Raw genomic sequence first — 20746 nt, forward strand, 5'->3', positions numbered from 1 at the left:
ACACTGGGCAGCCCCACCGACAATTCGGTGGGGCTGCCCAGTTTCGGCACGTATCCTTTTCGGTATGCCCCGTGAAGCCGGCAAGAAGATCATCGCCAACAACAAGAAGGCGCGCCACGACTACCTCATCGAGGAGACGGTCGAGGCGGGCCTGGTCCTCATGGGCACCGAGGTGAAGAGCCTGCGCATGGGGCGCGCCAACCTCACCGACGGTTTCGCCGGCGAACGCAACGGCGAGCTGTGGTTGGAGAACGTCCACATTCCCGAATACCTGCAGGGCACCTGGACCAACCACTCGGCCAAGCGCCGTCGCAAGCTGCTGATGCACCGTGCCGAGATCGACAAGCTGATCGCCAAGTCGCGCGAGTCCGGGCACACGCTCATCCCGCTGTCGCTGTACTTCCTCGACGGCAAGGCGAAGGTCGAGATCGGCCTGGCGAAGGGCAAGAAGCTGCACGACAAGCGGCAGTCGCTGCGCGAACGGCAGGACAACCGCGAAGCCGAGCGGGCGATGTCGAACGCGTTCAAGCGCGGTCGCAGGTAGGCGCGATGCGCAGGCGCACGGCAGGAACGGTCATGGTGGCCGCGCTCCTGCTCGCGAGCTGCACCTCGGGGTCACCCGGCTCCGGCGAATCCTCACTCTCAGGCTCTGGCGGGTCCTCACCGTCGACCGCGCCGTCGACCACACCGGCGGGCTCCGACTCCCCCAGGCTCACCGTCCGGCCGGTCGCCGGCGGGCTGGAGCACCCCTGGGATCTTGCGTTCCTGCCGAGCGGCCAGATGTTGGTGACCGAACGTTCGGGCCGCCTGTCCCTGCTGTCCTCGACGCGGCCCGGGGCACAGCGCACACCCGTCGCTGCCGACCTCGACTCTCTGAACGCACGCGGCGAGGGTGGTCTGATGGGTCTGGTGCTGATGCCGGACTTCGCGACATCGCGTCACTTCCTCACCTGTGAAACCCACCGCGAGGTCGACATCCGTCTCGTCGTGCGGAAACTCTCGCCGGACGGTCGCAGTGCCGACCGCGTCCGCGATCTGTTGACCGGGCTCCCTGTTGCCGGCAGCGGACGTCACTCGGGCTGCCGGATGGACTACGGCACGGACGGCATGTTGTACGTCGGCACCGGAGATACGGCGGATGCGGCTGTGCCGCAAGACCGCTCGAGCCTCGGCGGGAAGGTGCTGCGGATCGATCCACGTACCGGCAGAGCGCCTGCGGACAACCCGTATGCGTCCTCCTCGAACGCCGGCGAGCGCCTGGTGTGGACGTACGGTCACCGCAACGTCCAGGGCGTGGCCGTACGCGGGTCACGGGTGTACGTCGCCGAACACGGACCCGACAAGAACGACGAGATCAACCTGCTGCGCAAGGGCGCCAACTACGGCTGGGACCCCAGCAAGGGCGGTAGCCAGGACGACTACGACGAGTCGGTGTCGATGACCGACACCGACCGCTTCCCCGACGCAGTGGCGGCCGTGTGGTCGTCCGGCGACATGACAGAGGCGATCTGTGCGGCGACCTTCCTGACCGGCAAGCAATGGAAGAACTGGGACGGCGCACTCGTCACGACGGCGCTCAAAGGTTCGAAACTCCTTGTGCTGCACCTTGATTCATCGGGGACGAGGGTGATCTCGACACAGGCCCCGAAACCGGTGAACGAGGCGTACGGACGCCTTCGTGCAGCCCGCCAGGGTCCGGACGGCGCGTTGTACGTGACCACCAGCAACGGCAGCGACGACCGCGTCCTGCGGATCAGCGCCGGCTGATCAGCCGATCCAGCTGCGCGGGTCGACGGCCTGTCCGTCATTCAACGTCGTGTAGTGCAGGTGACAACCGGTGGACCGACCCGTGGTGCCGACGTACCCCACCAGCTGGCCCTTCTTCACCGTGCCGCCACGGACGGCGAACGCCGACAGGTGCTCGTACATCGTGGCGAGGTTGACCCCACGGACGAACCCGTGGTCGACGACCACGTAGTTGCCGGCCACGCTGTTGTAGGTCGCGGTGACCACCTCGCCGGCGGCGGACGCGTACACCGGCGTCCCGCAGGCCAGGGCCCAGTCGACGCCGGCGTGCAGCATCCATACCTTCAGCACCGGGTTGTGACGCATGCCGAACTCGGACACGATCGAACTCGGTGACGCGGGCGGCTCGAGGAAGCCGCTGCTGCGGCTGGGCGCACGCGGGGCAGCCGCCGGTGGCGGCACGGCCATGCGTGCCTGCCGGGCCGCTTTCGCGCGGGCTGCGGCGCGCGAGGCCAGCACCCGGCCCAGGCGGGAGGACTCGCCCTTCTGCCAGGCCAGCAGCTTCAGGTCGGCCTTGCGCTGCCGTTCGAGGGAGTCGCGCTGGGTGATCTGGGTGCGTCGCAGTGACTCCAGGCGGGCCTTTGCGGACCGCGCGTTGTTGCGAGCAGTCGTCGCCGCGGTCACCGCGTTGCCGGCCTGCACCTTCAGCCGGGCGACTCGCCGGCTGGCAGCAGCGAGCCGGTTGATCGCAGCGGTCTTGGACGCCTTCTCCCCCGCCAGGCTCGTCAGGACGCCGTTCTGCTGGCGCATCACGATGTCGGCCAGTGACATCGTCTCCGACGGGTTCTTGCGACTCATCAGGATCTGCAGCGTGAGGTCGAAGGACCCCAGACCACCGGTCATGTAGCTCTGCCGCGCCACACCACCCACCAGACGTTTGGTCCTGACCTGATTGGTGTTGATCGTGGTCAGGTCACCGCGGGCCCGACGCTCCTCGGACTGCGCGATCTTGAGCTGGCTGTTGACACCCTTGAGGTGGTTCTCGGCGCCGGTGAGCGCCTTCTGCTTGGTGCCCAGGTCGGTACGTGCCTTCGCCAGCAGGCCGTCGGTGCGACGCAGCGCGTCCGAGGCAGCGATCAACTGACGACTCACGGCGTCGAGCCCGCCGGCCGTCGCGATGATCTGCCGGTCGATCTTGGCCTTCTGGTCGCCGGGATCGTCCGCTGCCGCGTTTGCCCCGCCGGGAACGAGCATCATCAGTGCCGCGATGGCTGCACCGCGTCGCAGGGTCGGGCGCAGACCTCGTTCAGTTCGCTCCACGTCGCTTGTGCCTTTCTGCGTCACACCTACACCCTCACCACACGGCGCAGGCTCAACCATGAGACGAGGATGGACAACACGACGGCTCCACCCACCAACCAGGGTAGGACCTGCCACACCTCGTCCGCACCGATGAGCGCAATAACGTCACCCCCGCGACCCTCGGCCGAAAACAGATCGGCCACGCCCTTGACGACCAGCAGCCACAGCGCGACCCCGGCCAGCACGGCACCAACTAGAGCAGCCAGGACCACCTCGATGATGAACGGCAGGTAAATGGTCGTGGCCGAGGCGCCGACCAGGCGCATGATCTCGACCTCGCGCCGTCTGCTGAACGCCACTTGTCGCACCGTCGTACTGATCAGCAGGATCGAGCACAGCACCATCAGCGCCGCGAGACCGACGGCGGCGACGCTGAGCACACCGAGCAGCTTGAAGAAGGTGTCGAGCACCTTGCGCTGGTCGGTGATCGCCTCCACCCCGGGCGATCCGTCGATGGCAGCCACCACCTCGGCGTAACGGCTGGGGTCGGACAGCTTCACCCGGAAGGACGCGGGCATCGAGTCCGGGCCGACGTCACTGAGGTACGGGCTGTTCTTGAACTGCTGCTTGAACCGTTCGTAGGCCTGCGCGGCGGACTCGTAGTGGATCTCCTCCACCAAAGGCTTCATGCTCTCCAGGTCTCGCTTGACCTGGTCGCGTTGAGCCGGCGTCACCGCGCCGTCGACGCACGAGGCGGCCGCCGAGGAGTCCTTGGTGCACATGAAGATCGAGACCTCGACCTTGTCGTACCAGTACCCCTTGGCCATCGTGACCTGCTTCTGGGCAAGCAGACCGAGACCGAGGAAGAACATCGACACCATCGTGACCAGCACCACGGAGATGATCATCGACATGTTGCGGCGCAGGCCCCCACCGACCTCGCCGAGCATGAAACGCAGTCGCACCTCAGTCCACCAACCGTCCGCGCCCACGCCGGTCGTCCGGCTGAGGTTCGGCCAGGTAGCTGCCGAGTTGTTCGTCGCGCACGAGTTCTCCGTTGTGCAGTTCGATGACCCGCTTGCGGAACAGATCGACGATGCGCTCGTCGTGGGTGGCGACCACGACGGTCGTCCCGGTCTTGTTGATCCGTTCCAGCACCTTCACGATCTCGGTGCTGGTGTCGGGGTCGAGGTTTCCCGTCGGTTCGTCGGCCAGCAGGATCTGGGGCTTCTTCACCATCGCGCGCGCGATCGCGACGCGCTGCTGCTCGCCGCCGGACAACTCGTGCGGACGCCGTTTGGCCAAGCCGTCCAGCGAGACCAGTTCGAGGATCTCGGGCACCATCTGCTTGATCCGGTGCCGCTTGGTGCCGAGCACCTGCAGAGCGAACGCGACGTTCTGCGCGACGGTCTTGTTCTCCAGCAGACGGAAATCCTGGAAGACGACGCCGATGTCCCGACGCAGTTGCGGCACGTGCCGGTCAGGCAACGTACGCAGGTCGCGGCCCGCGACCAGGATCGCGCCCTGGGAAGCGGTGATCTGGCGGGTCATCAACTGCAGCATCGTCGACTTGCCGGAGCCGGAGGTCCCGATGAGGAAGGCGAAGTCGCCGCGCCCCACGTCGATCGAAACATCGGACAACGCCGGTTCGGCGCTGCCTGCGTACCGCTTGGTGACGTTCTCGAAGGTGATCATGCGGGTTCGAGCAAGGCCTCACGTCGGTCGGATGGTGCGGCCGCAGCGAGATGCTCGCCGGGGCATCGCCACCGTACGCCGCGGTAGCGTCCGGCCCCGGACGGCACGCCGGACGCCCGGCCAAATGGCGCTGCGGCATGGTCCTGACGCATGGGCAGGGGCAGGTCTACCCATGGTGGCGGCCGAACCGCGTCCGGCGTGGCCACGGCTCGATTCGCCTACGCCGGGGGTACGTGTTCGTGAATCCGTCCGGCACCCGGTTAATTGCTGCGGGCCACACCGGCGGTGGCATGACCGTTCGTTCGGTGGCGACCGGCGCGACCCAGCCAGTGGTGTCCGCCGACGCGTGCCGGCCGCGGAGCGCGGCGGACTCAGCGTCGTTCATCGCCGAGTGCAAGGGGATCGGCTCGGACATCCATCGATGTCCGAGCCGATTGTCGTGCAATCACTCGCGAAAAAGCTGTGCGTCAGTCTTTTTCGCCGGTGCGCTTCCAGCGGATGCCGGCCTCGATGAAGGCGTCGATCTCGCCGTCGAAGACCGCCGAGGTGTTGCCGGTCTCCTGCTCGGTGCGCAGGTCCTTGACCATCTGGTACGGGTTCAGCACGTACGAGCGCATCTGGTCACCCCAGCTCGCGGTGGAGTCGCCCGCCAGTTCCTTGCGCTGTGCGGCCTCCTCCTGACGCTTGAGCAACAGCAGTCGGGACTGCATGACGCGCAGGGCGGCGGCGCGGTTCTGGATCTGGCTCTTCTCGTTCTGCATCGAGACGACCACACCGGTCGGGATGTGCGTCATGCGCACCGCCGAGTCGGTGGTGTTGACGCTCTGGCCGCCGGGGCCGCTGGAGCGGAAGACATCGATCTTGAGCTCGTTCTCGGGGATCTCGATCGAGTCGGTCTGCTCGATCAGCGGGATCACCTCGACCGCGGCGAAGCTGGTCTGGCGTCGGCCCTGGTTGTCGAACGGGCTGATCCGCACCAGGCGGTGGGTGCCGGCCTCGACCGACATATGGCCGTACGCGTAGGGCACGTTGACCTCGAAGGTGGCCGACTTCAGGCCGGCCTCCTCGGCGTAGCTGGTGTCCATCACCTTGGTCGGGTAGCCGTGACGCTCGGCCCAGCGCAGGTACATGCGCATGAGCATCTCGGCGAAGTCGGCGGCGTCGACACCACCCGCTCCGGCGCGGATCGTGACGACGGCCTCGCGCTGGTCCCATTCGCCGTTCAACAGGGTGCGCACTTCGAGTTCGCCGACGGCCTTGCGGATCGAGATCAGCTCACGCTCGGCTTCGGCGAGGGTCTCGGCGTCGTTCTCCTCGGCGGCCATCTCGACCAGCACCTCGAGGTCGTCGATGCGCTGGTCCATGGTCTCGATGCGCTCGATCTCGGAGTTGGCGCGCGAGAGAGCGCTGGTCACCTGCTGCGCCTTGTCGGGGTCGTCCCACAGATCGGGGGCGCCGGACTGCTCCTCGAGGTCGGTGATCTGAGCCCGGAGCGCGCCCAGGTCGGTCACGTCGCTCACCGACTTCATCGTCGCGCGAAGTTCCTTCAGTTCCACCGCAAAATCAACAGCCACAGTCGGCAAGCCTACGGCAGTGCCGCGCACTTGCCGAACCTACTGATGCGCGCCGAGCCCACGTGGCAGACCCAGTGGGTTCGGCACTCACGGTCGGACGATGGAACGTGCTCGTGACTCGACGGTCACCGATACCTCGGTGCCGAGGAACGACAGGAAGCCCCCGGTGATCGGCGGCCGGACGAGTGCCTGGACGCGTACGACGGCCGTGTTGTTGCCCGGTGCCGAACCGTTCACCACCTGCCAGGCCTGGACATTCGCCGGCACCTCCTGCCGGGACAGGCTTCCCTGCGCTGCTTGGCCCACTCGTTCGTCGGTCAGTGGCACTCCTCCCGCCAGCCCGCCCCGGTACACCGATCCTTCGTCCACGCTGTCGGCCGATTCGAGGGCCGCGGAGTCGGCTGCGTTCAGCACCCGCATCTTGGCCAACTGAACTGCCGTGACGTCGATGCCACCCACGACAAGGAGGCCGAGTATCGCGAACAGTCCGGCCGCGAGGACGAGGATGCGTCCGCCTTCGGGGTCTCGCTGCAGACGGGTGACGAGCGCGTGCACGAGCCACCTCATTCGCGGTACTTCTCCACCGATTCGACGTGAGTGCTGGTCATGCGCACGGAGGTGGGAACCACTGCCCCGAGGAAATCGGGCACCAGCGGGAGATCGACGTCAACAGCGGTGCGCACGGTGACCTGGGCGCCACGGGTCAAGCACGGCGATGCTGAGCAGGCGAGCGTCATATCGCCGCTCAGACCATGATCGGCGAACACCAACGCCGCCCCTGCATCGGCGCGTCCGGCCGCGCTCGCGTCGTCCGAGGCGGTGACGTACATGCGGCCGGCTTCGCGCGCCGCCCCGGAGACCGCGTAGGCCCCGGCCTGCATCCTGGACAAGGTGATGACCAGATAGAAGACCGGCAGTGTGAGCAGCACACCGACGACGAGGAACTCCAGCACGGCGCTGCCGCGTTCGGGTTCCCGCAATCGGACGCGTATCCGTTCGACCAGCGTGCTCAGAGCATGCCTCATTGCGCCTCCGCGTACGCCCGCCCGGACACTTCGAGCCCGCCTGGTGGACCGAAAGGCCCGAGCACCGGAAGTTGCGCACGCACCTTGATCACGACGACGCGCGCACCGCCTTCGGTCGTCTCACTCGCACTCACGTCACCGGAGAACCGGTCGTCCAAAGCTTGATCGATCAGGCCACGGGTTCGATCGGCACCGGCAGCCGGTGTCGAGTCGGCCCGAGCACCGTAACGGGCACCCTCGACGGCGTACGCCGTCAAAGAGTTGCGCACGAACAAGGCGAACCCCACCTGGAACGCACCGAGGAAGAGCACGACCAGTAAGGATCCGACCATCGCGAACTCCGCGACGGCGCTGCCCCGTTCGCGATCGGACTCATTTGCCGCCGTTGACGCCGTGGATGGCATTGTCGAACAAGCTGGTGAGCTGAGGCTGGGCGAACTGCCAGATCGCGGTGACCAGTCCTGCGGTCATCAAGGTGATCAGAACCCAGCCCGGCACGTCGCCGCGCTCACCCTCGCCGCGCAGCTCGACCACTCGGCGCAGCATCCGGTCGGACATTCTCTGCAGACCGCTCATTGTTCCTACCTCCGTATTTCCCTTGAGACACAATGCAATTCACATCGTGAGTTTGAGCGCGGACAGCCCTGGCCAGACCGCGAAGAGGATGGTCACCGGCAGGACGAGGAACACCACCGGAACCATCATCGCCAGTTCCCGCCGGCCACCCAGTTCGATGAGTTCCTGCTTGGCGGCGTCACGCGCGTCCTGCGCCTGCGCACGCATCACGTCAGCGAGGGGTGTTCCGCGTTCGAGAGCGACCACGATGCCGTCGACGAACCGAGCCAGGCTGGCGAGTCCGGTGCGGTCGGCGAGACCCTGCAACGCTTCCGGCAGGCTGGCGCCGGCACGTGCGTCGATGAGACACCGGCGCAGTTCGCTCGACAGCTCCCCCTTCGACAGACGAGCCACACGTTCCAGAGCAGCCGCCGCACCTTCGCCAGCAGTGACGGCGAGCGCCAGGAGTTCTGCGACTGCGGGAAATTCGGCCAGGATCTGGCGGTCGCGCTTCTCAGCTGCTCGAGTGAGCAGTTGGTCACGCAGGACGACTCCTGCACCCGAGGCGATGAGCACCAGCAGCACTGCGGTCACCGGCGACTGCGATCCGGACGCCATCCGCAAGGACACGCAGCCGGTGGCGGCGAGCGCCGCGACACAGCCGTACATCGCCTGCTCAGCCCGGAAGTCCTCCACGGACGCGTTGCTGCCCGCTCGTTCGAGCCGGCGACGCACCGAGACACTTCCGCCCAGCACGGAGTCGACGACACCACCGGCCTTGCGTAGCAAGGAGTTCCACAGTTGGTCGGACGCGATCGGGCCGCCGAGGTACTTGGAGGGACGTGGCCGCTCGGCGACGTAGGGTGCGATCCGGTCGGACAATGTCAACCGTCGGCGCATCGGCAGGCCCTGCCACAGCAACAGCAGTCCGGCGGCCGCCACCAGTCCGCACAGGGCACCGATCCACCCGAGGTTGGCGGTCATGCCATCACCCGGATCTCACTGGGCAGCCGGCCGATCCGGCGCATGATCCGGTAGGCAGCGAACGACACCAGGCCGCCGATCGTCAGGATCGCCACCCCTGTACCGCTGCTGTATGCCTGCAGGCTGCTGCCGCGCGTGGCCAACATCAGCAGCACCAACCACGGCGCCACGAGTGCCAGTCGAGCGGCGTTCACAGTCCAGGACTGCCGCGCCTCCAACTCAGCGCGGGTGCGCGCATCGTCGCGCAGGAAGGTCGACAGGGTGCGCAGCAGTCGCCCGAGGTCGGTGCCACCTACCTCGCGTGCCAGCCGCAGCGATTCGACCAGTCGGTCGGCCACCGGGTCGGCGAGGCGCTGCTTGAGATCGTCCAGGCACCGCTGGAAGTCACCCGAGGTTCGATACTCCTGGGCAAATTGCGCGAACGCCGGTCGCAGCTCCTCCGGTCCGCGAATCGCCAACTGCGCCAACGCTTCGGGCAGGGCAAGCCCGGCGCGGACCGCGGAGGCAATGTGATCGACCGCGTCCGGCCAGAGTTCACGGCGGTTGTGCCGCCGTTTGTGTGCCTGGCTACGGACGAGCGCGATCGGGCCGTAGCCGGCAAGGACGGCGAAGCAGAGTGCCACCGGAATCACCCCGGTGGCCGCCATGGCGACCAGGAACACCAGCAGCGCACTTCCGCCGCAGATGAAGGTCAGCATCGGCAGGGAGAATCCGCGAACGCCGCTGACCGCAAGGTCGCTGCGCAACCGGTCGACGGCGGTGACCTTGGACTTCGGCTTGGCTTGCATACGCGGCCAGAAGGACCAGTAGATGCAGAAGACGCCCAGGCCGAACAAGACACTGACGACCGGGATCATCGTCGGTCCCCCAAGAGGTCGGCGACGTCGTACCCGGCGCGCGCGAAACGTTCCTCGTGCGGCGGGAATCCCTCGCCCCGCACCAGTTCCCCGTCACGCCGTACGAACAACTCGGCCAATTCGATGACGCTTCCCTCGAATCGCCCTGGTACCGCGCCGATCTCCCGAACAGCACGCTTCCCGTCGCGTTCGAGCCCGACGTGCACGATCAAGTCGATCGAGCTGGCGACAGTCGGCATCACGAACTGCGAACCCACATTCGGTCCGGCAAGCAGCGGCAGCGTGCACATCTTCACCAGTGCCTCGCGTGCGGAGTTGGCGTGCAAGCTCGCCATGCCGGGTAAACCGCTGTTCATTGCGATCAGCAGGTCGAGGCTCTCCTCCTGGCGCACCTCACCGACGATGATCCGGGAGGGGCGCATTCGCAGCGCTTCCTTGACCAGGCGCCGCAGCGGGATCTCCCCGGTGCCCTCGAGACTCGGCTGGCGGCATTGCAGCGCTGCCCAGTCACGCAGATTGAGCTTCAGCTCGAAGACTTCTTCGCAGGACACCACCCGCTCGGTGGGTGGGATCGCGGCTGCCAGACAGTTGAGCATCGTCGTCTTGCCGGCTTGCGTACCTCCAGTCACCAGGATGTTGAGGCCACTGGCGACGGCGGCTCGCAGGAACTGGGCTGCGTGCCGGTTGAGTGAACCCAGCGTGACCAGATCGTCCAACGAGTGCGCTCTGGCGACGAACTTTCGGATGTTGATGTACCAGCGGCCCGGGGTCACATCCGGAATCGCGACGTGCAGCCGGGACCCGTCCGGCAAGGTTGCGTCCACGAACGGTGAGGAGAGGTCGACCCGTCGACCGGACGGCTTGAGCATCCGCTCGACCAGATTGCGGACGTCGTGCTCTGTCAGGATCGTCGGGGTGAGCTCGGATACGCCGTGTCGCGCCACGAAGACCCGGTTCGGATCGTTCAGCCAGATCTCCTCGATCGTCGGGTCGTCGAGGTACTGCTGCAGTGCCCCGAAACCGAGGACGGAATCGAGCACACTGCGTGTGGCGACATCACGGTCACCGAGCGGCTCGAGCCCACCGTGCAGCGTGCGCTCCTCGTAATCCTGAACGACGTCGTGCACGAGCGAGTGCAGCGAGGCACGGTCCCCGACCGGGTCGAGGCGACGTCGACGAATGAGTTCGCGGACTTCGCCCTCGATGACCTGGATACCGTTCATGCCCCTTGCCTTCCTGCCGCTCGGCACCTACCGGCGGCATGAAGCACATGAAACGCGCTCCGCAGCCGGACCGGAACACTCATCCACAAAATTTGGGGTCCGGCTGGCCTGTTCTTGACCATCTGTTGACCTTCGAGCACTTATCCACAGGCCCACCGGCAGCGAACCCCGTCTCGGGCGATACTCCGCGCCCATGGCACACCTGCAACGACCCGAGTCCTCGAGCATCCGACGGATCGAACTGGCCCTGAGCATCGTGGGTGCGGAGTCGACCGTCCACGACGTGCGAATCGCGGCGGCGTCCGACTCGACATGGGCAGAGATCCGGACCGCCATGACCTCGTCGGGTTGTCCGGTGCCGAGCCGGGTGTGGATCGGACCGGACGAACTCACCGACGATTTCCTCGTCGGCCACATCGCACATGGTTCGGTCCTGTCGTTCCGACCCACCGCAGCAACGCATCGTGGACTGCTGGCCCTTGAATGCATCCACGGCCCGCAGGTCGGCGCGCGACGATGGCTCGACCGCCGGCCGCTGACGATCGGCAGGGTTGAACCTGCGGTCTTTCCTCTCGACGACCCGGACGTGTCGCGACTGCACTGCGCGGTGGCCCTGGACGCCGGTCGGGTCACCGTCCATGATCTCGATTCGACGAACGGTACGCAGATCGGCGGCCGGAAGATCGGTGCGGTCGAATCGGGGTCGGAGCTGCGCGTCGGTGACGAACTGAGGGTCGGCAACTCCACGCTCACACTCAGCACACCACCTGCAGGGCGACGCCCGGCACAGGACGCGAGGGTGCCGGTTCGGCGTCCGCCGGCGCGTTCCGCCCCACCACCACAGGTGCGGCTATCCGCCCCGACGCGCCCGCGACGTCCAGATCGACGCACGATGCCGTGGATCGTGATCCTGCTCCCGCTCGTGATCGGTGTCGGCCTCGCGTGGTGGATGAAGACGATGATGTTCCTCGCCTTCGCCCTCTTCAGTCCCGTGCTGATGCTCGCCCAGCACCTGTCGGACAAGCGCGACGGACGACGATCTCGCGGACGAGACATCGATGACTACAACAAGGCCCTGCAACGTCACCGGGAGCGGATCGCCCGCACGCTGCTGGCCGAGCACGCGATCAGAATCCGCGCACTCCCAGGTCTCAGCGATGCATTCCGCACCATCGAGACCCTCGACCGGCGATTGTGGCACCGACACCCGGCCGAGTACGGCTACCTGCACTGGCGAATCGGTCGCGGAACCATCGCCTCCGGGCTGACCGTGGTACACGAGGGCGCCGAGGACGAGCGGGTGCCGCTGCCGGACGCGCCCGTGACGGTCGATCTCGCGGCGCACCGCGTCGTCGGCGTGGCCGGTCACGACCATCGACGTGCTTTCGAGAGCCTGCTGGTCCAGGCCGTGGCCTGGCACTCACCGGCGCACCTGCGGATCGCAGTCGTCAGCCACCACCGGCTCGATGAGACCGAGCTGGGCTGGCTCCCCCACCTGCGACCCGTGCTCGACCGTCCCGCGGCCTTGTTCGACCTCGACCATCCGGACGCCCTCGCCGACTTCGTCCGCGGCCTTCCGGTCTGCTCCCCGGACGATCGTTCACAGGATCCGCCGAGTCTGCTGCTCATCCTTCTTGACGCGGAGTTCACCTGCGCTGCAAAGGCATTGACCGAGATTATCGGCGATCCGAAGCGTTACCGTTGCAGCGTCGTCGCGTTCGGCGAGACCGAGACCGAGTTACCCGACCGAGCCCATCCGATCGTCCGGTTGCACTCCTCGACACGGACGACGGTCCTCGCCGATGATGTCACCGACTGTGTCCCCGATCTGCCGGCCATCGGACTGCTCGATCGTTCGGCGAGGCTCCTCGCCCCCGCACACGACACCTCGTCGATCGATGTCAACGGCACTCCACCGACACAGGTCGGACTGGACGAGGTATGGCGCTCGCACCTGGGCACAGACCTGCTCGATATCGCTGCGCTTCAATCGAACTGGCCCCGCCGACCGGTGATGTCCGCCCTCCTCGGTGCCACGGCGTCAGGACCGGCAGTCACCGACCTGGTGGTCGACGGACCGCACGCGCTACTCGCCGGCACGACCGGCGCGGGCAAGTCGGAACTGTTGCAGACGCTCATCGCTTCGCTGGCTGCCGCCAACCGCCCGGATGCACTCAACTTCGTCCTCATCGATTACAAGGGCGGCGCAGCTTTTCGCGAGTGCGCTCGGCTGCCCCACACAGTGGGGTTGGTGACCGATCTTGACGGGCATCTCACCGAGCGCGCACTCGTGTCACTGCAGGCCGAGCTCCAGCGCCGTGAACGATTGCTTGCTGTAGCCGGCGCGAAGGACCTGGACGACTATCACCGTGATCCGAGCGCCCCGACCATTGCGCGCTTGTGCCTCATCATCGACGAATTCCGCGTGCTGGCAGAGGAATTGCCTGACTTCGTCGACGGTCTGGTGAGACTGGCGACCGTGGGGCGATCGTTGGGTGTGCACCTGGTGCTGGCGACACAGCGTCCGGCCGGCATCGTGTCGGCCGACATCAGAGCCAACGTCAACCTGCGCATCGCGCTGCGGGTGCGTGACGACGGCGACTCCCAGGACGTCATCGACACCATGGACGCCGCCCGAATCCCGGCGTCGTCCCCCGGACGGGGATACCTGCGCTGCGGCGGTGGTGAGTCCCAGCTGTTCCAGAGCGCGCGAGTCACAGTGCCCGCACTAAGGCGCGACAGCATCTCGGTGGGTGAGTTCGGTCGACCTACCCAGCACCGCGGAACCGAAGACGAGTCGATCCTCACCCGGCTCGCGCCCCTGCTCAAGGATTGCGCAGAACACCTCCGGATCACCGCTTCGCCGCCTCCGTGGCTCCCGCCACTGCCGGACGCAGTGACACGACGGACCCTCGACGGACGCGACTCAGTGACCGTCTGCGGCGCAGAATCAGCGGGCTACCGATTCGGCCTCGCCGATCGCCCGCACCGACAGGATCAGCCGGCCATGGTGTGGTCGCCGCCGACCGATCAGCACCTTGCGATCGTCGGTGGTCCGCGCAGTGGACGATCGACGGCAGTCCGCACCCTGTTGGCCGAGGCCCTCTCCCAGGACGACGCCCCGCACGTCTACGTACTCGATCTCGGGCGGTCGTTGGCCGATCTGGGCAGCCATTCGCGCGTGGGAGCCGTCGTCAGCCCGGATGAACCAAGTCGCGTCGAACGCGTACTGGAGTACGTCACCAACGAGATCGCCGACCGTCGACGACATCCTGAGCGGGGGCGTCAGCGGCTGATCCTGGTGATCGACGGCTGGGACGTGCTCGACGATCTCGCCGACGACGCGGCGCTCTTCCGCCTCATGGACCTGGCGACCACGATCCTGCGCGACGGTTCATCCGCCGACGTGCACGTGTTGGCGACCGGGGGACGCGGATTGCTGACCAGCCGCTTTTTGTCACTGTTTCGTTCCCAGATCGCACTGGCGATGGCCGACAAGGACGATCTCGCGGCGATCGGGGTCCCTCGCGATTGCATCCCCTCAGACATGCCACCCGGGCGCGGTCTGACGGTGCCGGACGGGACAGAACTGCAGATCACGCTTCCTGCCGAGCTGCCTGCATGCTTCGTGCCGACCGGCATTCACCGCATCGATGCGGTCCCGACCGCAGTGCCTGTCACCGACCTGGCTCCGTCTCAGGGAATCGCCGTCGGAGCCGGCGCCGACGGCACGGTCGCACTCCCCCTCGGACGGCTCGATGATCTGGTCGCGATCATCGCGGGACCACCCCGCAGCGGACGCACCACGACCCTCCTCACGGTTGCCGAACAGTTGCACGGGCGTCCTACTTGCTGGATCTCCACCGACACCCGCGCTGACCTGCCCGATGACGTCTTCCAACCGGAAGACGGGACACAACTGGCCGAGTGGCTTGCTCGCGATCCGACCGGCGTTCTCTTGATCGACGACGTCTGTGCGTTGGTCGACTCGGAGATCGAGGAGTCGCTGGCCCGCTACGCGGCCAAGGCGAGCAGCACCGGCGCCGTCGTCGTCGCGTCAGGAGACATCGATCAGCTCTCCGGCAACTACCGGGGACTCGTCGGCGAACTGCGGCGCCGTGGCACAGGCGTGCTGCTGATGCCGAGCCGCACCGACGGTGAACTGTTCGCGCTCCGATGCCCCAAACTCGACCGTCCGCGTCCGGGCAACGGATTCCTGGTCCACCGCGGCGAACTCACCGAACTTCAGGTCGCCCAGGTCGCGGCGCCCGCGCGATCGAGTCCGGACGGACCGGGCGATGAATCGTCGTGCACCGAGTCCGGGTAGGTGACGTATGTGCGGCCGGTGCGGGAGGTCCAGGTGCAGACTCCGTCGTCGCTCATCTCGTAGTCCCAGTGATTCTTCGTCTTCGCGTCGTGATGGTGGCGACAGAGTGCGGCGAGGTTGTGCCCGGCGGTGGGTCCCTGCGGCCATTCGATGACGTGGTCGATGTCGCACCTGATGGCGGTCCTGGTGCACATGGGGAACCGGCAGGTTTGGTCGCGTTGTTGCACGAACTCCCTGATCCTGGGCGTGGGCTCGTACGCCGTCGTCGAGGTCTCGCAGGTGACTCCGGTGTCGGCGTCGACCAGTGCTCGGGTGAGGCGGCAACCGAACTGCTCGATCAATGCGTCGAGCACTTCGGGCCGGATGAACCCGATCCCGGCGATCCGTGCCCAACCGGCTTTGTACGCCCGGGCGGTTTCACCTGTTTCTGAAGCGAATTCAAAGTCGTCCGGGCCTCGCGGGGATGAGCTGGATTGTCCGGGTGGTGGTGATCCGTCGTCCGGGGACGCCTCGGGCTCGTGGTCCGGGTCGTCGGTGGCACGTTTCGTTGCAGCCGTGGCGGCTTGTTCCTCACGCACGACAGGGACCTGGATGACGACGTGGTAGGAGATGTCGGCGCTTTGTGTGACGAGGTCGTGCAACGCGCCCAGGCGCAGTTGTCCGAGCGTCGGCTTCGATTCACCGGTCTCGTTGCCCTCGGGCGGGTTCTTCGAGCGTCGATCAGCCAACTGGTCCACGGCTCCGTAGATGCGGGCGATCTGGTCGGCCGGGCCGACGGCACACAACTCCGCCATCCCGGCAATGTCGGAGGGGCGAACCCACACACCGGTGGCTTCTTTGGCTTCCTTCTGGCGGGTCTTCTTCGCGGCCTCGGCCTCCCACTGGGTCACCAGTGCCCGCGCGGCGCTCTTCACTTTGAGGTAACCCCAGGCGTCGAAGCCTTTGGTGTCGAGCAGGTGCTGCTCGACCCGGTGGGAGGTTTTGGGTGAGGCGTTCACCAGTTCCGACGCAACGAGCGACACCTTCCAGAACGGGATCTCCCCTTCCACCGCCGCAGCCAGCAACCCGGGAGTTCTGGTGCACGCATCGATGGAGTTGCTCAGCTTGCTCGACGCGGTGCGGGGTGCCATCTGACAGGCAGCCGCCAGGTCGGTGTCGGCGAACGACGCCTGGTGACCGAGCGCATACTCGACCTTCGCCGTGACGCCGGTGTCGGAATCGACCAGCTCTTCATCGATCGCGGCATACCGAGCCATGGCCATTGCCTGCACGGCTTGTGACGTGGACGCCAACTGGGTGGAGCCTTTGATGGCTTCCTCCAACAGCCGCATGTCATCGACATCGACGGGCCGAGCGGTGCTGATGCCACCGGCGTTCCGCACGGCTTCGGCATCGAGCCGGTAGAACGCTTCACGGGACATCCGGTTCGCGAACGTCAGCATCTCCGCAGGTGAACCCAAAGCGTTCACAAGCTGGTTCAACAAACGCTGCTTCTGATCCGAAAGCGATTGCAGCAGAACGAATTCCACCGGTGAGACCGGTTCGTAGAACTCGTAGCTAAGGGCCATACGAAGACTCTAGGCGGGCCCACCGACAACGTCCCTGGTCGGAAACCGGGACCGCTGTGGGCGAGGAAAATCTAGAGCCGCGCAGCCAGTTCGGTCGCCTGCTTGATCGCCCGCTTCGCGTCCAGTTCAGCCGCGACGTCCGCGCCACCGATGACGTGCACCGGCTTGCCGAGGGCATCGGTGAGCGGCACCAGGTCACGCACCGACTCCTGCCCGGTGCACAGCACGACGGTGTCGACGGGCAGCACCTTCGCCTCACGCTCGGACTTCTCGTCCTTCGGGTCGACGGGCACGGTGATGTGCAGACCGTCGTCGTCGACACGCACGTACTCAGCCCCACCGACGAACTGCACGCCGGAGTCCTTGAGGGTCTGACGGTGCACCCATCCGGTGGTCTTGCCCAGGCCCTTACCGTGCGCAGAAGCCTTGCGCTGCAACAGGATCACCTCGCGGCGCGGACTGATCTTCACCTTGTCGGTAAGGCCACCGCGCTCCTGTTCGGGATCGGTGACACCCCACCGCTGCATCCAATGATCGAGGCTCTCCCCCACGTCGTGCAGCAGGAACTCACTGACGTCGAAGCCGATGCCGCCGGCACCCATCACGGCAACGCGCTGCCCGACAGGGACGCCCTCGCCGACCACCTGCTGGTACGTGACCACCTTCGGGTGGTCGATGCCCGCGATCGATGGCACGCGCGGCTCGACGCCGGTGGCGAGCACGACCTCGTCGAAGTGCCTCAGGTCGTCGAGGCTCGCGCGAACTCCCATGTGAGTCTTGACATTTCGCAGATCCAGCATGTGCTCGTAGTAGCGGATCGTCTCGACGAACTCCTCTTTGCCGGGGATCTTCGCGGCGAGCTTGAACTGGCCACCGATCTCCGCCGACTCCTCGAACAGTTCCACCCGATGCCCGCGTCCGGCCAGCTCCACGGCGGCGGCAAGCCCGGCGGGGCCGGCACCGACGACCGCGATGTGCTTCACGGTCCGCGTTGGCAGCAGCACGAGTTCGGTCTCGTGGCCCGAGCGGGGGTTGAGCATGCAACTGGCGCGCTTGTTCGCGAACGTGTGGTCGAGGCAGGCCTGGTTGCAGGCGATGCAGGTGATGATCTCCTCGGAGCGGCCCTCCTGCGCCTTCTTCACGAACTCCGCGTCGGCGAGCAACGGACGTGCCATCGACACCAGGTCGGCCTGGCCTGACGCGATGATCTCCTCGGCGGTCTCCGGCTTGTTGATCCGGTTGGACGCGACGACCGGGATACCGACCTCGTCCTTCAATTTCGCTGTCGTCCAGGCGAATGCGGCGCGGGGTACCGAGGTCACGATGGTCGGTACGCGTGCCTCGTGCCAGCCGATGCCGGTGTTGAGGATCGTCGTACCCGCTGCCTCGAGCTTCTTGGCGAGTTCGGCGGTCTCCTGCCAGGTCTGCGCGTTGTCGACCAGGTCGAGCAGGCTGATGCGGTACTGCAGGATGAAATCGTCGCCGACGAGTTCTCTTGTGCGAGCGACGATTTCGACCGGGAAGCGCATCCGCTTCTCGGCGGTGCCGCCCCACGCGTCCGTGCGGTCGTTGGTGCGGGCAGCGAGCATCTGGTTGATCAGGTAGCCCTCCGACCCCATGATCTCGACACCGTCGTAGCCGGCGTCCTTGGCCAGCTTCGCCGCCTTCGCGAACGCCGACACCGTGTGGTCGACCTGCTTGGTCGACATCGCCCACGGCCGGAACGGCGTGATCGGCGACTTCTTGCGCGACGGCGCAAGGTTGAACGGGGTGTACCCGTAGCGGCCGGCGTGCAGGACCTGCAGCAGGATCTTGCCGTCGTAGGCGTGCACCGCGTCGGTGACGACCTGATGCTTGGCGGCCTGCCGTGCGTTGGTCATCTCGCTACCGAAGGGCAGCAGCCACCCACGCTTGGTCGGCGCGTAGCCGCCGGTGACGATCAGTCCGACACCACCGCGAGCACGCTCGGCGAAGTACGCCGCGAGCTTGGGCAGGTCCTTGAGCTTGTCCTCCATGCCGGTGTGCATCGAACCCATCACGACGCGATTGCGCAGTTCGGTGAATCCGAGGTCGAGCGGGCTGAGCAGGTGCGGGTACTGCTGCGGGTTCGTCATCGGTGTGCTCACTTCTGTGAATCGGTCATGTCGGCGGCGGCCTCGGCCAGGATCTGGTCGAACTGTGCGCCCATCGCCTCGGCGAGCGCATTCGCGCCGCGCAGCGGACGGACCATCACCATGAACTCGGTGATCAACCCGTCCGGTCCCACGGTGATGAAGTCGCAGCCGTTGACCTCCGTGTCACCGACCATCGCCCGGAAGATCAGTGCGCTCTGCCGGCCATCGACGATCTCGCGCTCGTACCGCAGATCGGTGAAGACGCGCATCACCCCACGCAGGATCGCGGCCGTGACCGCCTTGCCCTCGTACGGCTTGAATGCCACCGGGCTGATGAAGCGGACGTCGTCGGCCAACAGCGCGGCCATCGCGTCGCAGTCGTGGGCCTCGGCCGCCTCGCGGAACTTCTTCATCTCTGCTCCAATGTCTCGATGATCTCGTCGCACCAGTCGATACCGTTGCGTTCCAAGCGGATTCCACCTCGTAGCGCGAGGTAGGGGCCGATCTCGTCGTCGGCGAGTTCAGCCGGGTCGGCGAAGTACTTGCGGCGGCTGGCTTCGTAGCCCGCGAGCGCGTCCTCGTGCTGTTGCCGCCGGTCCCGGACGGCGCCCAGCACCGTCGCTCGATCTAGCAGGTGCAGCGCACGGATACGGACGGCGAACTCGCTGCGCACAGCCTCAGCGGGCGTCGGACGGGCCGACCAGGCGAGGAGTTCGGCGTGCCCGGCCTCGGTGATCGCGTGCACCTTCTTGTCCGGACGCGCCCCCTGGGACACACGTTCGGTGCTCACCCAGCCGTCGGCTTCCATTCGGGCGAGCACCTTGTAGATCTGCTGGTGGCTCGCCTTCCAGAAGTGCCCGATGGACGCATCGAACCGGCGCGCGAGATCGTATCCGGACGCCGAGCGTTCGGCGAGCGAGACGAGGATCGCGTGCTCCAGTGCCACGCGACGAAAGTACTATGCAACTCGCTGTTGTGCAACGAGTTGCATAGGTTAGCCCTGGTTCGGAGTCTCCGGCTGCTGCGGCTGCTGGTACTGTCCGTAGCGCGGCTCGGTCGCCGGCCAGCTCTGCTGTCCCTCGGGCGTCGGCTGCGCAGTCGCCCCGCCACGACCGTCGTTCAACGATTCGCTGTAGGTGCGCTGCGGACCGGCATCACGGGGAGCGTACGTCGCTTCCTGCGCAGCCCGCGCCGCGCGGCCTGCGTCGCCGCCCATCTGCGACAGCAGTTCACGCGCCTGATTGACGCTCTTGTGCTCGACCAGCACCTCGTACTTCGTGGCGACCACCTGAGACACCGAGGTGAAGTCGCGACGGCCCCGGGTTGCTGCGTAACCGATGGCCGCCCAGAACGCTCCGAAGAGCGCACCGAGCAGCACCGTGGACAGGATCATCGACAGGCCGTTCTCGTTGGAGAACAGGCTGAAGATCAGTCCGACGAACGCACCCAGCCAGGCACCGGACGCCAGGCCGCCCAGCAGCACGCGTCCCCAGGTCAGACGCCCGGTGATCCGCTCGACCTGCTTGAGGTCGGTGCCGACGATCATGCACTGCTGCACCGGGAACTCGTGGTCGGACAGGTAGTCGACCGCCCGCTGCGCCTCCTCGTACTCGCTGAAGACACCCAGCGACATCGGGTAGTCGAGGGTCAGCTTCGGAAGGTGGGCGTTGTTCGGGCGCATGCCAGGCGTGCTCATGCCTGCATTGTGCCACCCCTGCGAGGCACCGCAGCGCTGTCGTCCCCACCTAGAGTGAGCAGGTCCCCCGATCCAACGAA

19 protein-coding genes are annotated in these 20746 nt (G+C 66.5%); 3 read left to right on the forward strand and 16 right to left on the reverse strand.

Features of this window, described 5'->3' with window-relative positions; genetic code table 11:
• Nucleotides 1-64 precede the first annotated feature (64 nt).
• Together smpB and EU513_RS14635 are read left to right on the forward strand one after the other, a co-directional pair.
• Complete coding sequence (smpB, locus tag EU513_RS14630; RefSeq protein WP_129627308.1) at nucleotides 65-544, forward strand: SsrA-binding protein SmpB; 480 nt, start codon at nucleotides 65-67, stop codon at nucleotides 542-544.
• A gap of 32 nt (nucleotides 545-576) precedes the next feature.
• Nucleotides 577-1767 (forward strand): sorbosone dehydrogenase family protein, encoded by a 1191-nt coding sequence (locus EU513_RS14635; RefSeq protein WP_129627312.1) that lies wholly within the window; start codon nucleotides 577-579, stop codon nucleotides 1765-1767.
• On the opposite strand, the gene EU513_RS14640 is transcribed toward EU513_RS14635, so the two are convergent.
• From EU513_RS14640 to EU513_RS14690, 11 genes are all read right to left on the reverse strand, one after another.
• Entirely contained in the window at nucleotides 1768-3066 is a 1299-nt protein-coding gene (locus EU513_RS14640; protein ID WP_168990305.1) for a peptidoglycan DD-metalloendopeptidase family protein, read from the reverse strand.
• A gap of 26 nt (nucleotides 3067-3092) precedes the next feature.
• On the reverse strand, nucleotides 3093-4013 hold the full coding sequence (gene ftsX, locus EU513_RS14645) for a permease-like cell division protein FtsX (protein ID WP_129627318.1): 921 nt from the start codon (nucleotides 4011-4013) through the stop codon (nucleotides 3093-3095).
• 1 nt (nucleotide 4014) lies between these two features.
• Nucleotides 4015-4743 carry a cell division ATP-binding protein FtsE gene (gene ftsE / locus EU513_RS14650; RefSeq protein WP_129627321.1) on the reverse strand — a complete coding sequence of 243 codons (729 nt, stop codon included), beginning with the start codon at nucleotides 4741-4743 and terminating at the stop codon, nucleotides 4015-4017.
• 467 nt (nucleotides 4744-5210) lie between these two features.
• Nucleotides 5211-6317, reverse strand: a complete 1107-nt coding sequence (prfB, locus tag EU513_RS14655) for a peptide chain release factor 2 (protein ID WP_129627324.1) — start codon at nucleotides 6315-6317, stop codon at nucleotides 5211-5213.
• 87 nt (nucleotides 6318-6404) lie between these two features.
• The gene (locus EU513_RS14660) at nucleotides 6405-6884 is read right to left on the reverse strand and encodes a pilus assembly protein TadG-related protein (RefSeq protein WP_129627327.1); all 480 of its coding nucleotides are present in this window, start codon (nucleotides 6882-6884) and stop codon (nucleotides 6405-6407) included.
• Entirely contained in the window at nucleotides 6881-7342 is a 462-nt protein-coding gene (locus EU513_RS14665; RefSeq protein ID WP_129627330.1) for a pilus assembly protein, read from the reverse strand. The genes EU513_RS14660 and EU513_RS14665 overlap by 4 nt, the downstream gene beginning before the upstream one ends.
• On the reverse strand, nucleotides 7339-7746 hold the full coding sequence (locus EU513_RS14670; protein WP_129627333.1) for a TadE family protein: 408 nt from the start codon (nucleotides 7744-7746) through the stop codon (nucleotides 7339-7341). Before EU513_RS14670 ends, EU513_RS14665 begins: the two co-directional genes overlap by 4 nt.
• Entirely contained in the window at nucleotides 7715-7918 is a 204-nt protein-coding gene (locus tag EU513_RS14675) for a hypothetical protein (RefSeq protein ID WP_205744806.1), read from the reverse strand. The genes EU513_RS14670 and EU513_RS14675 overlap by 32 nt, the downstream gene beginning before the upstream one ends.
• 39 nt (nucleotides 7919-7957) lie before the next feature.
• Nucleotides 7958-8881 carry a type II secretion system F family protein gene (locus tag EU513_RS14680; protein WP_129627336.1) on the reverse strand — a complete coding sequence of 308 codons (924 nt, stop codon included), beginning with the start codon at nucleotides 8879-8881 and terminating at the stop codon, nucleotides 7958-7960.
• On the reverse strand, nucleotides 8878-9738 hold the full coding sequence (locus tag EU513_RS14685; RefSeq protein ID WP_129627339.1) for a type II secretion system F family protein: 861 nt from the start codon (nucleotides 9736-9738) through the stop codon (nucleotides 8878-8880). Before EU513_RS14685 ends, EU513_RS14680 begins: the two co-directional genes overlap by 4 nt.
• On the reverse strand, nucleotides 9735-10961 hold the full coding sequence (locus EU513_RS14690; RefSeq protein WP_129627342.1) for a CpaF family protein: 1227 nt from the start codon (nucleotides 10959-10961) through the stop codon (nucleotides 9735-9737). The genes EU513_RS14685 and EU513_RS14690 overlap by 4 nt, the downstream gene beginning before the upstream one ends.
• 193 nt (nucleotides 10962-11154) lie before the next feature.
• Here EU513_RS14690 and EU513_RS14695 point away from each other — a divergent pair, with 193 nt between their 5' ends.
• Nucleotides 11155-15288 carry an FtsK/SpoIIIE domain-containing protein gene (locus EU513_RS14695; RefSeq protein ID WP_129627345.1) on the forward strand — a complete coding sequence of 1378 codons (4134 nt, stop codon included), beginning with the start codon at nucleotides 11155-11157 and terminating at the stop codon, nucleotides 15286-15288.
• Here EU513_RS14695 and EU513_RS14700 read toward each other — a convergent pair.
• The 5 genes from EU513_RS14700 to EU513_RS14720 all read right to left on the reverse strand — a co-directional run bounded on the left by EU513_RS14700 (nucleotide 15207) and on the right by EU513_RS14720 (nucleotide 20666).
• Nucleotides 15207-16856: an HNH endonuclease signature motif containing protein gene (locus tag EU513_RS14700; protein ID WP_129627348.1), complete on the reverse strand. Its 1650-nt coding sequence runs from the start codon at nucleotides 16854-16856 to the stop codon at nucleotides 15207-15209. The genes EU513_RS14695 and EU513_RS14700 overlap by 82 nt on opposite strands.
• A gap of 71 nt (nucleotides 16857-16927) precedes the next feature.
• Nucleotides 16928-18970, reverse strand: a complete 2043-nt coding sequence (locus EU513_RS14705; RefSeq protein WP_129627351.1) for an NADPH-dependent 2,4-dienoyl-CoA reductase — start codon at nucleotides 18968-18970, stop codon at nucleotides 16928-16930.
• Nucleotides 18971-18978: 8 nt separating this feature from the next.
• On the reverse strand, nucleotides 18979-19383 hold the full coding sequence (locus tag EU513_RS14710; RefSeq protein ID WP_129627354.1) for a nuclear transport factor 2 family protein: 405 nt from the start codon (nucleotides 19381-19383) through the stop codon (nucleotides 18979-18981).
• A complete protein-coding gene (locus EU513_RS14715; protein ID WP_129627357.1) occupies nucleotides 19380-19916 on the reverse strand; it encodes a PadR family transcriptional regulator in 537 nt (178 codons plus the stop codon). Before EU513_RS14715 ends, EU513_RS14710 begins: the two co-directional genes overlap by 4 nt.
• Before the next feature lie 48 nt (nucleotides 19917-19964).
• Nucleotides 19965-20666 (reverse strand): general stress protein, encoded by a 702-nt coding sequence (locus tag EU513_RS14720; protein WP_205744807.1) that lies wholly within the window; start codon nucleotides 20664-20666, stop codon nucleotides 19965-19967.
• Nucleotides 20667-20746: the final 80 nt, after the last annotated feature.

Origin of the sequence: Yimella sp. RIT 621, from assembly GCF_004146205.1 — a bacterium.
In the GTDB taxonomy this organism is placed as follows: domain Bacteria; phylum Actinomycetota; class Actinomycetes; order Actinomycetales; family Dermatophilaceae; genus Yimella; species Yimella lutea.